The 16,273-nt window shown below is 48.2% G+C and carries 16 protein-coding genes; 5 read left to right on the forward strand and 11 right to left on the reverse strand.

The features are described 5' to 3' along the window. The first annotated feature begins 155 nt into the window (after positions 1-155). On the forward strand, positions 156-1,796 hold the full coding sequence (locus ACDJ59_RS23330; protein WP_413406139.1) for an extracellular solute-binding protein: 1,641 nt from the start codon (positions 156-158) through the stop codon (positions 1,794-1,796). A gap of 97 nt (positions 1,797-1,893) precedes the next feature. Here the strand turns inward: ACDJ59_RS23330 and ACDJ59_RS23335 are convergent, their stop codons facing one another. The 6 genes from ACDJ59_RS23335 to ACDJ59_RS23360 form a co-directional block, all read right to left on the reverse strand. Next, entirely contained in the window at positions 1,894-2,133 is a 240-nt protein-coding gene (locus ACDJ59_RS23335; RefSeq protein ID WP_036607453.1) for a YezD family protein, read from the reverse strand. Positions 2,134-2,289: 156 nt separating this feature from the next. Beyond that, positions 2,290-3,165, reverse strand: coding sequence for a sulfate ABC transporter permease subunit CysW (gene cysW / locus ACDJ59_RS23340; RefSeq protein ID WP_076332673.1), 876 nt, complete (start codon positions 3,163-3,165; stop codon positions 2,290-2,292). 67 nt (positions 3,166-3,232) lie between these two features. Beyond that, complete coding sequence (gene cysT / locus ACDJ59_RS23345) at positions 3,233-4,069, reverse strand: sulfate ABC transporter permease subunit CysT (RefSeq protein ID WP_127547780.1); 837 nt, start codon at positions 4,067-4,069, stop codon at positions 3,233-3,235. A gap of 87 nt (positions 4,070-4,156) precedes the next feature. Beyond that, entirely contained in the window at positions 4,157-5,236 is a 1,080-nt protein-coding gene (locus tag ACDJ59_RS23350; RefSeq protein WP_413406143.1) for a sulfate ABC transporter substrate-binding protein, read from the reverse strand. Positions 5,237-5,717: 481 nt separating this feature from the next. Next, the gene (locus ACDJ59_RS23355; protein WP_413406145.1) at positions 5,718-7,595 is read right to left on the reverse strand and encodes a rhamnogalacturonan lyase; all 1,878 of its coding nucleotides are present in this window, start codon (positions 7,593-7,595) and stop codon (positions 5,718-5,720) included. 325 nt (positions 7,596-7,920) lie between these two features. Beyond that, entirely contained in the window at positions 7,921-8,976 is a 1,056-nt protein-coding gene (locus tag ACDJ59_RS23360; protein WP_413406147.1) for a lactonase family protein, read from the reverse strand. 236 nt (positions 8,977-9,212) lie between these two features. Here ACDJ59_RS23360 and ACDJ59_RS23365 point away from each other — a divergent pair, with 236 nt between their 5' ends. Beyond that, positions 9,213-10,073, forward strand: coding sequence for an AraC family transcriptional regulator (locus ACDJ59_RS23365; protein ID WP_413406149.1), 861 nt, complete (start codon positions 9,213-9,215; stop codon positions 10,071-10,073). Between the two features lie 146 nt (positions 10,074-10,219). Further along, positions 10,220-10,903, forward strand: a complete 684-nt coding sequence (locus tag ACDJ59_RS23370; RefSeq protein ID WP_413406151.1) for an S-layer homology domain-containing protein — start codon at positions 10,220-10,222, stop codon at positions 10,901-10,903. 118 nt (positions 10,904-11,021) lie between these two features. Here ACDJ59_RS23370 and ACDJ59_RS23375 read toward each other — a convergent pair whose 3' ends face one another. The 3 genes from ACDJ59_RS23375 to ACDJ59_RS23385 all read right to left on the reverse strand — a co-directional run bounded on the left by ACDJ59_RS23375 (position 11,022) and on the right by ACDJ59_RS23385 (position 12,376). Then, positions 11,022-11,648, reverse strand: a complete 627-nt coding sequence (locus tag ACDJ59_RS23375) for a nitroreductase family protein (protein WP_076215923.1) — start codon at positions 11,646-11,648, stop codon at positions 11,022-11,024. A gap of 65 nt (positions 11,649-11,713) precedes the next feature. Next, entirely contained in the window at positions 11,714-11,896 is a 183-nt protein-coding gene (locus ACDJ59_RS23380) for a hypothetical protein (RefSeq protein WP_047840337.1), read from the reverse strand. 15 nt (positions 11,897-11,911) lie between these two features. After that, positions 11,912-12,376, reverse strand: coding sequence for an RrF2 family transcriptional regulator (locus ACDJ59_RS23385; protein WP_413406154.1), 465 nt, complete (start codon positions 12,374-12,376; stop codon positions 11,912-11,914). A 430-nt stretch (positions 12,377-12,806) separates the two neighbouring features. Here ACDJ59_RS23385 and ACDJ59_RS23390 point away from each other — a divergent pair, with 430 nt between their 5' ends. Both ACDJ59_RS23390 and ACDJ59_RS23395 read left to right on the forward strand, forming a co-directional pair. Then, entirely contained in the window at positions 12,807-13,538 is a 732-nt protein-coding gene (locus tag ACDJ59_RS23390) for an MBL fold metallo-hydrolase (RefSeq protein ID WP_413406156.1), read from the forward strand. Further along, on the forward strand, positions 13,535-14,107 hold the full coding sequence (locus ACDJ59_RS23395; RefSeq protein ID WP_413406159.1) for a TetR/AcrR family transcriptional regulator: 573 nt from the start codon (positions 13,535-13,537) through the stop codon (positions 14,105-14,107). The genes ACDJ59_RS23390 and ACDJ59_RS23395 overlap by 4 nt, the downstream gene beginning before the upstream one ends. Before the next feature lie 86 nt (positions 14,108-14,193). On the opposite strand, the gene ACDJ59_RS23400 is transcribed toward ACDJ59_RS23395, so the two are convergent. Both ACDJ59_RS23400 and ACDJ59_RS23405 read right to left on the reverse strand, forming a co-directional pair. Next, complete coding sequence (locus ACDJ59_RS23400; protein ID WP_413406161.1) at positions 14,194-14,727, reverse strand: hypothetical protein; 534 nt, start codon at positions 14,725-14,727, stop codon at positions 14,194-14,196. Between the two features lie 415 nt (positions 14,728-15,142). Further along, complete coding sequence (locus tag ACDJ59_RS23405) at positions 15,143-16,273, reverse strand: hypothetical protein (RefSeq protein WP_413406163.1); 1,131 nt, start codon at positions 16,271-16,273, stop codon at positions 15,143-15,145.

Below are 16,273 nucleotides of genomic sequence, written 5' to 3' on the forward strand. Positions count from 1 at the left end.
TGTTATTCCCAGATTTTTTCGATCCCTTTTCTAAAAGGGGAAATCCGGGAATAAAGGCGAACGCTTCGCTTCTTCAGGTTCTTTCTGTCCTCTCCGTTTTTGTGTAAATGTTAAATTGAAGCTATATAGAATTTATAATTAGTAAAGGAGCTGCTATGAACATCAACCATCTAAGAACGCTATGTCTATTGATTGCTACATCTATTCTTATAGGATTGATGAGCGGTTGTACCTTTCTAAACAGGGAAGGATCACAAGTGCAACAGCAGGAACATTTGGCAAGCGCTGAGAAAGATACAGCACCGCAGTATACGATATCCTGGACCATGCATCAAAATATCCCTGTTCCTGAAGACGCGGAGATGATTGCATATATTGAGGATCGGTTTGATGTCGATCTGGAGGTGTGGAATCTTGAGAACAAGCGGTACGAGGAACTGCTGGACCTGGAGCTCGCTCAAGGGAAAATACCCGATCTGTTCCGGATCAGACAACCGCATGATCTGCTTAAGTATCAAATGCAAGGGGTCTTAGCGGAAATCACCCCGGAAGTTCTTGAACAATATGCGCCAAATATCGTACAGCGAATTCGCGATTATGATTCACGTTATTTAGAGTATGGAAAAATAAACGGTGGCTTATATGGAATTCCGGCTATTAATCAGACCAACATCTATCGAACCCCTGTTGTATACCGAGAGGACTGGCTTAAACAGCTTGGTCTGGAGGTGCCAAAGACATTAGATGAATTTGAAACGGTTATGTATGCCTTTGCCAAAGGTGATCCGGACGGAAATGGTAAACAGGATACGTATGGTCTATCCAGAGAGGGCTTAAATGTTGTGTTTGGCGCTTTTGGACAGTCCGTTTTCACCGAGCAACTGTATTTTAATGAAAAAAACAACCAACTCGTGATCGGTGCTTTGGAGCCTAAGATGAAAAAAGCCCTGGCTTATATGCAAAAGTGGTATCGGGACGGAATTATCGACCCTGAGTTCATAACCGGTGAAAACAAAGGCGGCTATAAACATCTATCCCATGCTTTTATTAATGGAAAAATTGGGATGACCTCGATGGGCAACTACTATCATTGGAATCAAGAGGGAGACTACAATGTCCTTAATGAAAATGGCCAAGAAACTCCAGTGGGAGCCTCGTTTAATGTTAATGAGCTGTTACAGAAGAACGCAACTGCAGAGGTAGTATTTGGTTCTCCTGTTATTGGTCCTAATGGACATAGCGGTTCAAAAGGGAACAATCTGCTGATGAATTTTATTGCTATAGGTGCTGAGGCTGCGAAGGAGCCGGGAAAACTGGAGAAAATTTTGGAGATTCTCGATTATGTAAGTGCCAACCCCGATCCGGAGGAGCAGATCAAAATGGAGTATGGCCTTCCAGGAAAACACTGGAATTGGAGCGCTGAAGATTCAAACTCGTTCCATTTACTTTACCCATACAACAGAATGGAGAATTATATTAATATGATCGGCTCAAGTATCGGCATGACGGTTCCAGGTACACCCTCGGACAAACGTGAACAGTGGGCTGCATCTGCAGGGTTGACGGAGAATGGTATCTATAATCGCCTGGAAGTTGCAACCCCTGCCCTGATTCAATATTCATCTGAATTGATTCGTATGAGAGACAGAGCGTACATCTCCATCATCACTGGCGATCAGCCTGTGGGGTATTTCGATACCTTTATGGAAGAATTCATGGATGCAGGTGGGCAACAGGTGCTGCTTGAAGCGAATCATTGGTATAAGGAGCATATGGAGACAAGTCGCGCACAATAGATATAACGGTTTGGAACATACATTATGCATTTCCCATGAGTTTCTGGATTTTACATGTGTTTTTATGCACCTATCTTCGCTTCCCTCACGTCACTCTCTATCCCTTCGCACTCGCATTTGATCCGCGTAGTGAACGGGCTGAACTGCTTCTTGCCGTGCTTCCGGATTTGGAGGCGCTGCCTGAGGGCGTGTTTTCAAAACGCTTGCGTTCGGTCCGCTCCATCTGCACAATCTGACCTTCGTGCACCACGATATGCAATGAACCAAACTCCATGTCATTCAGCTGTCCGGCAATTCGGTCCAACCATACCTCATCCACTTTTAACGGCTTAGCCATAGAGCCGCCTCCTCTTCTCGGGCTATTGCCCGCCATATTCCTAAGTACGCTGTCATCCAACGGATTTATAAATCATTCTTATCCAACCTATATACTTGGTTTATACATTAGCAGGGCTTCCAGTAGCTGTCAATCTGTATTTTCTTCTTCTCATAATCACTTTTCTGAAACGGCTTTGTGTCCAAGCCAGCTCTTGAGCAGCAACGTGGCGAGAGCCAGAATCAGGAGCAGGGATGCTACGGCAAACGAAGCCGAGAATTGATATTCGTTATACAAAATCTCCACATGAAGTGGTAACGTATTGGTCTCCCCGCGGATATGTCCGGACACCACAGATACGGCTCCGAACTCACCCATAGCACGAGCATTACACAGAATAATGCCGTACAGCAGCCCCCATTTGATGTTGGGCAAGGTTACACTCCAGAAGATTCGCCACCCGGAAGCACCGAGCGTAACCGCCGCTTCCTCTTCCCGGGTTCCCTGGTCCTCCATGAGTGGAATCAACTCCCTGGCTACGAAGGGGAAGGTAATAAACAGCGTTGCAATGACAATGCCTGGCAGCGCAAAAATGATTTTGATATCATGTTCGGACAGCCACGGCCCAAACCACCCATTTGAACCAAAGACCAATACAAAGATCAACCCGCCCACCACAGGCGAAATTGAAAAAGGAAGATCAATCAGGGTGATCATAAGTCCCTTGCCCTTGAACTGGAACTTGGTAATGACCCATGCAGCGGCCACACCAAATATCGTATTCAGCGGTACGGTAATCGCCGCAACCAATAACGTGAGTTTCAGTGCAGACATGGCATCCGGCTCGGTAAGAGCGGCGATGTATACACCCCAGCCCTGCTTCAACGCCTCCATGAGCACAATGACCAGTGGCAAAATAAGCAGCCATATGAGTACCAGGCTTGCCAGTCCAATCAACAACCATTTGACCCATGGAGCTTCCGTTGTTGCACGGTTCGTTCCACGCCCGGTCTTTACGGGTGGAACAGGGCTTAGTGGGACAGAACCCGCCATATGCTGCACCTCCTTTGGTTTGGGTGAGTGACTTCTTTTAATATCCTTATTCCACCATGTTTCATCGTCATGCTCTGCCCGCCTTCCGGCTCCAACGTTGCAAGGAATTAATGATCAGCAGCAGGATGAAAGAAACAAGAAGCAACAGCAAAGCTACAGCTGTAGCGCCTGCGTAATCGAACTGCTCCAGCTTGGCCATGATCAGCAAGGGAGCAATCTCCGTTTTCATCGGCATATTGCCTGAGATAAATACAACCGAGCCATATTCGCCAATGCCCCGGGCAAAAGCCAGAGCAAAACCCGTCAGCAACGGTGGAATCAGATCTGGCAACAGAATCGTGCGGAATATCCGCCATCTTCCTGCCCCCAGTGTGGCAGCCGCCTCTTCCACCTCAGCTTCCAGCTCCTCCAGCACCGGTTGCACCGTGCGAACTACAAACGGAATTCCGATAAACATCAGCGCCAGTGTAATCCCGGCCTGTGAATAGGCGAGCTTGATACCCAAAGGCTCTACAAACTGCCCAATCCAGCCATTGCCGGCATAGATCGCCGTAAGAGCAACCCCTGCTACCGCTGTCGGCAAGGCAAAAGGCAGATCAATGACCGCATCAAACAACCTTTTGCCCGGAAATTCATACCGAACAAGCACCCATGCCAGGAGTAACCCCAGCACGAGATCAATCAGCGCCGCTGCACCTGCGGTCAGGAAGCTGACCTGGAATGAAGCCAGCACCCTGGGATTGGTCGCAACCTCAATCATGGTTGCCCACGTCAGCCCTGTTGAGTTAAATAACAGCGCAGCCAGTGGAATAAGTACAACCAGGCTCAGGTAGAACACACTGTAACCCATTGTTAATCCAAATCCCGGCAATGTGCGTCTCCGCGCCACAACCACCTTGCTCATGCACGTTCATCCTCTCTGCCTTCAGCCGGTAAGGCTGGTTGGCCGCTCACAGCGCGATTGATCGGGTGTTCTATGAACAGAGCAACCTTAGCTGCCTGGAACATAGATCTGGTCGAAGATACCACCGTCATTGAAATGTTTGGCCTGAGTATCCCGCCATGTACCGAATACATCTTTCAACGTGAACAGCTCAAGTGCCGGGAACTGATCTTTGAATTTTTCCTCCACGCTGTCCAGCGTTGGGCGGTAATAATTTTCAGCGGCAATCGTCTGTCCTTCTTCACTGTACAAATATTTCAGATAGGCATCCGCCACGTCTCGGCTTCCTTTTTTGTCTGCATTTTTGTCCACAATGGCAACCGGTGGTTCGGCCAAGATGCTAACCGATGGCACGACAATATCGAATTTGTCCGGACCCAACTCTTTTACCGATAGGAAAGCTTCATTTTCCCAAGCAAGTAGCACATCCCCAATGCCGCGTTCAACAAACGTTGTCGTAGACCCGCGAGCACCCGAATCCAGCACAGGCGCATGTTTGAACAATTCACCAACAAATTCCTTCGCTTTCTCTTCATCATTGTTATTATGCTTAAGGGCATATCCCCATGCCGCCAAATAGTTCCAGCGTGCCCCGCCGGACGTTTTGGGATTCGGGGTGATGACTTGCGTATCGCCTTTGATCAGATCATCCCAGTCCTTGATGCCTTTTGGATTACCCTTACGTACAAGGAATACAATCGTAGAGGTATACGGAGCGCTGTTATGCTCGTATTTGTCCTGCCAGCCTTCATTAATCAGACCTTTATCTTCAATCGCATCAATATCGTATCCCAATGCCAGTGTCACTACGTCGGCATCCAGTCCGTCAATAACAGAACGACTCTGTTTACCCGATCCCCCGTGGGACTGCTTGATGGTCACTTCCTGGCCTTTCTCTTTCAACCAATGCGCCGCAAACGCTTTGTTATATTGCTCATAGAGTTCCCGCGTTGGATCGTAGGAAACATTCAGCAGCTCGATGGCCTTGGCCCCTTCCTTACCGCCTTCCGCTCCCCCCGATGTTCCTGCTGCACTGGACCCGCCGCTATCCGATCCGCATGCTGTCAGTACCCCTGTTAACACCAGTGCCAGACCAACCAAAATACCCTTATGAATTCTCTTTTTCATAAATAACACTCCCCCCGATATAGATCTGCATGACTACCTCAGGCCGGCTGAACAGGATCGAACGCCCCGTAAAAAACAAGAAGACGGAGGAACCCCCGCGCACTTCTCCCCATAAAGTCATGCCGGCTTAAGGCCGTGCATGCTCCATCTGGAAAGGATGCGCTGCGGTGTTCCTCCGTCTATACGGTGAGAACGTTATTCTGTTCAGGTTGCATGGTTGCATCTGGCTGTAAAATGACCGTTTTCACAATGAAAACAGATTCATTTTTATTATTCCTACCTGTTTAGTAAGTTATATACGTATAATAAAGGCAGTCTATATACCTGTCAAACGTTTTTTCCGATTTTTACCGTATTTCTGGGCTATTGGCAAAAAAAGAGGAACAACGAACCCGCGTCCGTTGTTCCCTTCAGCGAATCCCATACTTCGCTGGCTATTGTAAACATAAACGGAATTGGACGGCCACACCTTGTCCATTCCTCATCTGCCCGCATACCGGATATTGGGTACCGGCGGTGTGCTCATGCCTTCTCCCAGATAAAAACCTGTGTGTGGCGGTTGGTTGTAGGCTACATTTTGCCAAGCAACGCCAAGACGGTACACCGGATCATGCATCAGCGTATAGATGCGTTTGTCCGTAACTGCTGTTGTGGTATAGATCCGCAGTGCTGAGCTGTCATTCGTCCGCCACACAACTTCCTCTCTCCAGTCCCCGAACAGATCGGCCTGCAGATTCGGCGTAGACTTGGTTCCGTTATTGGAAGATACGCCGGAAGCGGTGAGCAGGTTCATCGTTGTGCTGTTGGTATAGTTCCACTTATCGATTCGGTTGCTGTCCAGCAGTTCACGGAGCAGATCCCCATCCCACCAGATGCCAAAATTTGTGGAGGACGGTAGGGTTGTCCCGAGTTTCTGCCCTTTGGCCGTATACAGACTGCCGTCTGCCCATACTTCAGCGCCTTTATATCTTGGATCGATATCTGCCGCCATGCCACGTCCAATATCCTTTGTTGTTTTAACTCCCCAGATTAACTGGCCTGTACCTGCATCCCGGAACTCCACTCCGGCATTGGACGGTGTCTCATGAACCTGAAATACCTCAAGTCCAGGGCGGTCCGGGTCGAGGTCACTCAGGTGCATGGCATCGCCATGATGAAGTCCTGTTGTGTACAATCCTTTGCCGTTGTCATCCACCGCCATCGCACCATAGACGATCTCGTCTTTCCCATCTCCGTCTACGTCCGCCACACTCAGATTATGATTGCCCTGCCCGGCATAGCCCGAGTTACCGGAGGTATTGGAATCAAACGTCCATTGTTTGGTTAGCTGTCCATTCCGCCAGTTATAAGCCACAAGCACACTGCGCGTATAATACCCGCGAGCCATGACTAGACTTGGCCGCTCCCCATCCAGATAAGCAATGGCTGCAAGGAATCGGTCCACCCTATTGCCGTAGTTATCTCCCCAACTGGATACATTGCCACGCGCCGGTTCGTAGTTCACCGTGGAGAGCGCTTTACCAGTCTGTCCATTGAAGACCGTCAGGAATTCGGGACCAGATAATACATAACCGCTGGAATTGCGGTAATCCTTGCTTGCATCCCCGATGACCACGCCAGTACCATCCTTGGTGCCATCGGCTGTTTTCATCGCAACCTCGGCTTTGCCGTCACCGTCGAGATCATACACCATGAACTGGGTGTAGTGAGCGCCGGCACGGATATTTTTGCCCAGACTAATACGCCATAGGCGTGTTCCGTTTAATTTATAAGCATCGATAAACACTTCCCCGGTATAACCGCTCTGGGAGTTATCCTTGGAGTTGGAAGGGTCCCACTTCACAATCAATTCATACTCACCATCACCATCCAGGTCACCTGCACTGGCATCGTTGGCACTGTAGGTGTAGGCTACTCCATCGGGCGTTGTCCCACCTGCGGGTACACTGAGCGGTACAGATAGATAATTGTTGCCCCATACGCTTGCTGCTGCTGAAGCAGCCTGCTCCGTTCCACTGACGACAGCGCGAACGGTATATTTGGAACTGCTTGTCCCACTTGCATCCTGAAGATTGGTGCTGTTCGTTATAGGCGTAGCGTTCACCTTGGTTCCATCTCGATAGACGTTAAACGATACATTCGATCCTTCCGTTCCCAGAAGCCGCCAACTGACAAACACACCTGTCCCGGTCTTCACAGCCACCACACCGCGATCCAGATATTCCATCTGCCTTGCTCCCGCTGCATGTGTTACCGGTGTGTTGCCCAATCCAAGCGAAGTAACCAGTAACGCGGAACTCAGCAGTGATACTCCGGCTGTACGTAATGTGCGCTTCCACAATGATGATCGATTTCCCATAAACAATTGCCTCCCCAATTGTATTGGTAAGCCCGATGCCCTTGTAGCGCCATCTTTTTATGTAAGCGCTTTAATATATTCATTTTAAATTAAACATATAATTCCATCTATAGGTCTAATTTAGTAATTGAATGGTTGGTACATGAAAAATGCCAAAGGATTTCTCCTTCGGTTAGCCGTTGCCCGTTCTTCGATTGCTTCAGTCGACTGGAATCACAATCAACTGACTCACGGATATGGGACGATTCCCATGTTCTCATAAAAAGACTAAAAAAAGCTGTGAAACCATGTGTTTCTCCATGATTTCACAGCTTATAGACAACTTTTATACTACAGGCGTTATACATACCGGACGAGGCAGTTCCAGCTTGAACCCGTTATGCGTCAGACGTCCGTCTTCTTCACTGATCTGGAAACCTACGAGGTTATTGCTGTCCTGATTCGCCACAACCAGAATTCCACCTGGCAAAATATTAAAGTTACGCGGTGTCTGCCCAATTGTGGAGGTCCACTCTACGGCTTCCAACTCACCGCTCTCCTGATCAATATGATAGAGCACGATGCTGTCATCTCCCCGATTGGATGCATACAGGAAACGTCCACATGGAGATATACGGATGTCTGCAGCCGTCCCCTCTCCTTTATGCCCTTCTGGAAGTGTGGAGATGTGCTGCACCGTAGTGAACTCCCCTCTGCGCTCATCGTATAGGAATGCCGTAACGGTGTTGTCCAATTCGTTGATCACATAAGCCCACTTCGAGTTGAGATGGAACACAAGATGCCTTGGCCCTGCGCCTGGTGGCTGATCCATCTCACGATGGGTAACCAGACGTCCCTCTTCCAACCGATACACAATGATCTGATCCAGACCGAGGTCACATACGACAGCATACTGTCCGGACGGATCGGGTTGAATGGAGTGTGCATGTGGCCCTTCCTGCCGTTCTTCGTTGATTCCACTTCCCGTGTGCTCCACCCATGCACTCATCTCACCAAGCGTCCCCTGATCGCCAACCGGGAATACATTGACACTGCCGCTGCTATAGTTGGATGAGAACACCCACTGACCATCCTTGGAGACAGACACATAGCATGGAGAAGCCCCTCTCGTCTGTTTTCGATCCATCAGGTGCAGCTCACTCGTTGCCTTATCTCTCCGATAGACCAACACCTCTCCCTCGTCCGTCTCACTCGCCACATACAGACAGTTTCCATCCGGGCTTAGCGCCAGATAAGACGGATTATCCACACCATCCATGTGATTGACGATTCGCATCTCTCCTGTATCCGTATTCAACACACATAGGAATATTCCGGGTTCATCCGCTGACGCATACGTACCTGTATAGAAAAGCGTTTCCTGAGTTGTGACTGGTTCCATAACTAAATCTCTCCCTTTTCCTATATATTCACTGTTCTGATTCTTCCCACTGATATGTACTTACCCAATTCACGGGAAACTGCTTCACTTCCTGTAAACGTGGCTTTCTAAATCGAGAACAACCACGTTGATCGCTCTCATATCTGTCATTGACGCCCTTATCGCCTCTCACCATAATACAAAGTATGAGACCTAACAACAGACTACCCCTACATCGTAAATCTGACGGATTTCGTATGCAAAAACTCATTGTGCTTCCGGACTCCCTGCTGCAAGAAACCGCAGCTTATCCGGTCACGTCCGGATTATACGTTACCGATATCGGTTACTTTCACGAAGCGGAGCATCATTACCGTGACCGTCCCGATGGTTGTGAATCACACATTCTGATGTACTGTGTCCAAGGCACAGGCTGGTATACGATGGATGGCAGCAAGACATATGATGTCAGCCCGGGAAACCTCGTTATATTACCTGCATATGTCCCTCATGTGTATGGTGCCAACTCAGCTGAACCATGGAGCATCTTCTGGATTCATCTGCGCGGGGAACACGCTTTACCCTACATAGAACCCTTGTTAACTCATCATATTACTACCATGCCACCGGCCAAGGCTCAAAAATGGCTTGAGCTGTTCCATGAATGTTACGGCGCACTTGAGACGGGTTACTCCATGCAAACGATGACGTATGCCTCCCAGATTATTGGTTATATGCTTGGCATGCTCGCTTATGGACCGGAGACAACAGGGACAGATGGTGGGATTGTGAGCAGCAAACGTGCGGCCGAACAATCCGTTCAATATATGTTGGAGCACCTGGAGAATGGAATCACCCTGAAGGAACTGGCGGCACACGCGCGACTGTCTGTCCCTCATTACTCTCAGTTATTTAAGCAAGCTACGGGGCATTCGCCCATCGATTATTTCCTGCGGCTGAAGATTCAGCATTCCTGCCGCTATCTGGATTTTACCGATTGGACCGTGAAGCAGATCAGCTCCGAGCTTGGATTCAAAGACCCGTACTACTTCTCCCGTCTGTTCAGCAAAATGATGGGACGTTCACCCACGGATTATCGAAATAAATCCAAAGGATAGATGCTGTGTGCTTCACTTAAGCCTTTCAGAATCCTCATGAATTCAATTGGCAAATTCCAGCAACCTTTTGAACAGAAGGGTCGTCTATAGGGGCAAATAACTTTTATATAAAGGGATCATCCCTGGAAAAGTGAGGCGAACCTATCATGAAAAAAAATATACTTGCTACATTAACTGCGGGAGCTCTGCTCACGCTGTCTCTAAGTGCAGGCCCGATTAACGCTGCGCAGGCCCAATTCACGGATATTCAAGGTATCGTAGGAGCAGACAAAATTGAATCTCTCCATAAAGATGGATTCATCAAAGGTGTAAGCGACAGCTTGTTCAAGCCTGAACTGGAGTTAAATACCGCTCAGGGCATTCAACTGATTGCGGACGGCCTGAATCTGAATCTGGACACGATTCGTTTTATCAAAATGCCGGTACCAAGTGACTACTTCTCTACTGTAAAAGATGGCGTATGGTACAGTGATGCATTTATCCGCGCCCAATATAATGGCATTCAGATATCACAGGATATCGATCCGTCCAAACCGCTTACTCGTGAACAATTCACACTGTTCCTGATGCAAGGCATCGAGGCCAAAGGCGGTCTGCCGATGATTAATATCAAACCTGTGGACATTACCGACGAACAGGAACTTACGCCAGAGTATCAAGGTGCCATTCAGCGTTCACTCGTTCTCAAAATCAATGAACTGGATGCCGACGGAAACTTCAATCCCAAACAAACGATTACTCGTGCCGAAGCAGCAGTGATGATGTATAACGCAATCGAGTACATGGAATCGTTCCATGCACCACAAATCCCGGAAACACCTGAGAAGTAATATTTTCCTTGGTGGAAGCAATATGCCAAACAGCCGCACCTTCCCTCAACAGGAAAGTGCGGCTGTTTGTATTATACTTATATCACTGATGCAAAATCATCAGATTTAACTTTCTAACTTAGAAAGAACCTTTAACAACAACTTCAGACAACGGTAAACGTCCTGACGGGCGAGCTGGCTGTGCAGCTTTACCTACAGTAATCAACAATGTTGGCACAAATCGTGCAGGAATGTTGAATGTTTCGATCAGTTTTTGTGGATTGTATCCACCGATTGGACATGTATCGTAACCCAGGGAGCGTGCAGCAAGCATAATATTTTGGGAAGCAAAAGATGCATTGCGGATCGCTTCATCGCGAGCGATTTGCGGGCTTTGGTAAGCACCGTTGATCTGTCCAACCAATGCGTCACGAACCTCAGCAGTCAGTGCGCCTGCTTCAACAGCTTGATCGTAGATTACGGTGTTACGGTTTGCTTCCAAATCTCCGAGAACAGCAATCGTAACCGAACTTTCCACGATCTGACTTTGACCGTAAGCAACTGGCAGCAATTTCGCTTTGTCTGCTTCAGATTCAATTACGAGGAATCTCCAGTGTTGCAGGTTCCATGAAGATGGTGCTTCCGCAGCTGCTGTCAGAATCGCATTGAGATCAGCTTCAGGCAATTCAAACCCTTTTTCGTACTTTTTGACAGCATGGCGTTCGCTAATAACGCGAAGTGTTTCATTTTTTTCAATGCCTGACATGTGTTCCACTCCCCAGAATCTAATTTGTTTATACTTCTTTTACTTTCGCAAGGTGATCTCGAAGTTTACTCTACCAGGGATTTTCCTTCCGAAAATAACATCAGCGCAGACGATCTCTCCTCATCTGTGTTCAGGTTATGCCCGGAATCGCTTGAGAACATCAATGGATCTTTCACCGGAGCATACGCCCATGCCGTAACTTGTCCACCATGCCTGACTAAACCAAGACCATATTCATGGAGGACCATTCGTTGTGGACTCCGTCAAGACTTCTCCTTTGCAGATAATCCCTTCAGCGATAAGTTCATCGTTTCCCCATGACCTATGCGTTCTTTCACATCCTGAATGGATATACGATCAAAATAAGCGCTGAGCGCCTCTTCGCCTCCGTTATATATGTTCCCCATCACATCCTGCATATTGGAAGATACCACGCACGATGAACCGGACTCCCCTGAGCACCAGTTGGGACCGAGTGAACCACCAGCTACCAGTCTGTACAATTCTCCAAGCTTGATCTCTTCACTCGGACGGCTAAGCAAGTACCCACCATGAGCACCTTCCTTGGTCGTCAGGTAACCATGCTTGCGCAGAACACTAAGTACCTTACGGACTCTGGCCGGGTGTGTACCCACACTCTGGGACAAATCTTCACTATTGGCCATACACTCATCTCTCATCGACAGAAAAACAAGACAATGCACCGCTATGGTAAATTCGCTGTTCATAACTTACTCCTTCCCGGCTTACAACACCGATGAACTCCAACCCAAGGTAAGTATAACTGTCATTATATGAATAACAGTTATGTTTGTCAACTTTCGTCCAGGATGGAGATCAAACGTGATTTTTCCTGTTATACCAATACTTACAGCTCATCAACACAATTAAGCTAGGATTAACATCCCGTCTTCATTATTAATCCAAAAAGACAAAAAAGTGAGCCTTTCGCTACGCGAAGGGCTCCAATAAGATAGACATATGAAAGGGCTTACGTGATTATTATAATCGGTAATCTTCAATTTGAAAACGCTTTTTTTGTAAAGTGCATCATTATTTTAAATTTTTCTTATTTAAATAAAATGAACAGCAGGTATTGCTAAAACTAATCCCATTAGTTATTATACTAATACCATTAGTTTTAAGGAGGGTTTATCGATGCGCATTACCCGAGAGTTTGATGTCGTTCAAGTTACGTTCCTTCCAAAGCTCTTCCCTGTGAACGTATATCTTGTTGAAGAGGAAGATGGATTAACCCTGATTGATGCCGGAATACCGTTCAGTCTTAAGGGGATTTTGGCAACTGCCCAGTCCCTTGGGAAGCCCATTACCAAGATCATTCTGACTCATGCTCATAGCGACCATATTGGTGCATTGGATCGTCTCAAAGAGACACTGCCCCAAGCCGAGGTTTTCATCTCCAGACGGGATGCCCGGCTATTGGCGGGTGATACTTCCCTTCTTCCCGGTGAGCCACAAACTCCGGTACGCGGCGGGGTGCCTAAGCCTCAAGCGGTGCACACCCAGCCAAACCACTTGCTGGATGACGGTGACAAGATTGGTTCACTGGTCGCCATTGCCTCACCAGGCCATACGCCGGGGCATATGTCCTTCATGGATACGCGCAGCCGCGTGCTCATCGCTGGCGACGCGTACCAGCTGCAAGGCGGCCTTGCTATATCCGGCCGCATGCGCCCGCTCTTCCCGTTCCCCGCGCTGGCGACGTGGAACCGCGAAGCGGCTCTGGCCAGCGCGAAGCGCCTGGCGGAGCTGGAACCGTCCGTGCTGGCTGTAGGCCACGGACGGATGCTGCGCCAGCCCGCGGCCGCCATGCGCGCGGCAACCGCTGATGCACAGCAGCGGTTCGGTCTTGCCGGGGGTCAACGATGAGCCCCCGGCAAGGGCTGGATCGCGGCGCTCTGCTCAGCGCCGCTGCCCAGCTTGCTGACAGCGACGGCTTTCAGGCGCTGACACTGGCCGCGTTGGCACAGCGGCTGGATGTGCGCTCGCCGTCGCTCTACAACCACATCAGCGGACTTCCCGGGCTTCGCCAGGAAATGGCGCTGATGTCCGTGCAACAGCTTAGCCGCGCATTAACCGCGGCTATCGCTGACCGCACTGGCGATGATGCCATTCAGGCCATCGCTGCGGCATACATTGGCTTCGTCCGCGAGCACCCCGGGCTCTACGAAGCCTCATTTCATGCCCCGGATCGCGAGGAGCCACAGCTCGCCGCGGCCAGCACAGCCACGCTCGAGTTGCTGCTGCACAGCTTGCATCCCTACCCGCTAACCGAAGCGGAAGCATTGCATGCCGTTCGTGGTTTGCGTAGCCTCTGCCATGGATTTGCCTCCATTGAGGCACAAGGCGGCTTCGGCATGAACTTTGATCCGGACGAAAGTCTGCGTCTGACCGTATCCGCATTCCTGCACGGACTCCGGCATCTTCACGAAGACTAGTAAGGCCCGCATAGTATCACAAAAAGGACTGCAGATCCTCTGCAGTCCTTTTTGCCTTGCTGTCTCATATTCAAATTTGGAAGCATCTATTTGCCGTTTACTTGTTCCATTGTCTTAGCGATCTCTATTACTGAATTTTTGTCTAATTTAGAAGTATCGATCTCCATATAAGTATCTTCCTGAATCCAAGTCAAAATCCCGCCAGTGGGTTGTTTCCCTATATATGAGACGTACCAACCAGTATTCCCATTAATATCTACTCGTTCCCCCTTAGGCTCCAATTGTACTTTATACGGAATAATCTTTGATTTTTCTGATCCCGTTTTGATGTCTATTGTTACTAGTTCCTTTTCAACGATAGAGTTGTTTTTCAGTTGTCTAATCCCAAAAACATAACGATTGTTCTCATCGAAATAATTGATTAGAATATAATCTATTTTTGGAGCAAGATTTTCAGGCGATTTTATTTCATAATGGGTTGCAGATTTCATTGCCTTTGGTACATATATATTAAAATTCGTCACCCGGTTTAGTTCCTTAATGGCTTCGTTGTCGAGTACTGATACACCCCATAGATTTGACAGTAATAATGTTATAGTTACGCCAATTACTTTTAACAAATTAAAACACCCACTTTATATCATCTTTCATCGTATTGTGTTCTTAACTAATTCTTTTAATACAGAAGAAAAAAGGAGTGCCTCATTTGAGTGATTGCCCTCTGATCGAAATCTAACGAACCGAGGACACTCTAAAACGGCGATTAGAGCGAATAACAAAATCTAACGAGCTCCACACGTCCTATTTCGCAAAAAAACGGCAGTGGGGCGGGCAAAATGAGTATATTCAATCATTTAACGTGTCTGTGATTCGTTACATTTACCAACGTACCAAATTAGGCCGAATAAGACGCACTGAGTTCGTTAGAACCTACAACTAAGCAATTCTCTAATATGTACATCTCCCAATCCGCACTCAACTGGAACGGCATTTCTCTGTCCGCTCTGCATTCGATCGTTTTTCTCTACATCCACTCTACGGCCATTGCTGCCGCCCTTCCTGCACCTCCTGCAAAATATGCTTCATCACTGGCACGTACACCTTCCAGTAGAACATGTCCGGAATATCTTTTTGATCTGGCGTAAGCTTGGACCGGACGACCTCCCATCCCCGGATTCGGCGCCAGAAGGAATAATGCTTCATCTCTCCAAAGGACCCTGCCATGTAATATGATCGATTATAGTCGTCGTACCGGACAAGCGCAGCAAATTCCGCTGGTATTCCTGCATTCCCCAGTTTCTGCTTGCCTGCCTTCGTCAAATCCGTCTTATACCAGGCCAATATGGAATCCTGCTTTTGCGGCACAATGATATCGAACCAGCCATTGTAATGAATATCCTGGGTTATGCCGCTCCAATCCCTGCCCTCCTGTGTGAATGCAACTTGTACATTTCCTGTCTTTACATCCGGGCCTTTCTCCAGCACTATGACCTGCCCATCTAAATGAACTAGCAGAATACCAGCTCCGTGAAAAGACCATTTCTTCTTCTCCTGCTGCTCATAGTTCGTCCGAATCCAACGGGGTACTTCTTCTATACTTTGCAGATTAGATACCGATTTCCCTTGCCATCCACTGCTGTCCACACCCAAGATGGGGTATAGTTGCTCTCTTGTCATCTTCGAAGCCGTATTTGCCAATGCACTGTATTCGGCAACAATCGTTACCCCTTTATACGCAGCCTCGCGGATCTTTTGCACATCATATATCGTTAATCCTTCATAGATTCCGCCTTGTTTCCCTTCACTCTTCTGTGCAGACAGACTACTGCGATTCGCCGTCAGATAGATCAGATCCGTGTCTGTCACCTCATCAGGCAGCAGTTGTTTCATTCGTGGAAGCCCGTCCAGAAGATCATAGCCGTAATAATCCTCTTCATACGAGTAGTATTCCCCTGTGTGCTGTACAATCTTCTGTTGATTCAAAAGCCAGACCAATCCCTTGTGCCCCTGATAGGACAAGTCCGGTCTGCTCTTGTCAATAATCATGATGTTCAGTGGAACCGGGGCCTGAGATTGCCACATAATCCAGGGGACAACCAGCACCACCGATACCACTGTAAAACAAGCCAACGTCCACATCGTGGCTGGCCTGTAACTTTTTTTCAT

The sequence above is a fragment of the Paenibacillus amylolyticus genome (assembly GCF_047302515.1).
GTDB lineage: Bacteria > Bacillota > Bacilli > Paenibacillales > Paenibacillaceae > Paenibacillus > Paenibacillus amylolyticus_G.

What these genes read in the sequence shown, in the direction of transcription:
- ACDJ59_RS23355 (WP_413406145.1), bottom strand. Translation starts at nt 7,595, where the DNA reads ATGGGAAATCGATCATCATTGTGGAAGCGCACATTACGTACAGCCGGA.
- ACDJ59_RS23365 (WP_413406149.1), top strand. Translation starts at nt 9,213, where the DNA reads ATGCAAAAACTCATTGTGCTTCCGGACTCCCTGCTGCAAGAAACCGCA.
- ACDJ59_RS23370 (WP_413406151.1), top strand. Translation starts at nt 10,220, where the DNA reads ATGAAAAAAAATATACTTGCTACATTAACTGCGGGAGCTCTGCTCACG.
- ACDJ59_RS23330 (WP_413406139.1), top strand. Translation starts at nt 156, where the DNA reads ATGAACATCAACCATCTAAGAACGCTATGTCTATTGATTGCTACATCT.
- ACDJ59_RS23405 (WP_413406163.1), bottom strand. Translation starts at nt 16,273, where the DNA reads ATGAAAAAAAGTTACAGGCCAGCCACGATGTGGACGTTGGCTTGTTTT.
- ACDJ59_RS23360 (WP_413406147.1), bottom strand. Translation starts at nt 8,976, where the DNA reads ATGGAACCAGTCACAACTCAGGAAACGCTTTTCTATACAGGTACGTAT.
- ACDJ59_RS23335 (WP_036607453.1), bottom strand. Translation starts at nt 2,133, where the DNA reads ATGGCTAAGCCGTTAAAAGTGGATGAGGTATGGTTGGACCGAATTGCC.
- ACDJ59_RS23350 (WP_413406143.1), bottom strand. Translation starts at nt 5,236, where the DNA reads ATGAAAAAGAGAATTCATAAGGGTATTTTGGTTGGTCTGGCACTGGTG.
- ACDJ59_RS23385 (WP_413406154.1), bottom strand. Translation starts at nt 12,376, where the DNA reads ATGAACAGCGAATTTACCATAGCGGTGCATTGTCTTGTTTTTCTGTCG.
- ACDJ59_RS23380 (WP_047840337.1), bottom strand. Translation starts at nt 11,896, where the DNA reads ATGGTCCTCCATGAATATGGTCTTGGTTTAGTCAGGCATGGTGGACAA.
- ACDJ59_RS23375 (WP_076215923.1), bottom strand. Translation starts at nt 11,648, where the DNA reads ATGTCAGGCATTGAAAAAAATGAAACACTTCGCGTTATTAGCGAACGC.
- cysW (WP_076332673.1), bottom strand. Translation starts at nt 3,165, where the DNA reads ATGGCGGGTTCTGTCCCACTAAGCCCTGTTCCACCCGTAAAGACCGGG.
- cysT (WP_127547780.1), bottom strand. Translation starts at nt 4,069, where the DNA reads ATGAGCAAGGTGGTTGTGGCGCGGAGACGCACATTGCCGGGATTTGGA.
- ACDJ59_RS23390 (WP_413406156.1), top strand. Translation starts at nt 12,807, where the DNA reads ATGCGCATTACCCGAGAGTTTGATGTCGTTCAAGTTACGTTCCTTCCA.
- ACDJ59_RS23395 (WP_413406159.1), top strand. Translation starts at nt 13,535, where the DNA reads ATGAGCCCCCGGCAAGGGCTGGATCGCGGCGCTCTGCTCAGCGCCGCT.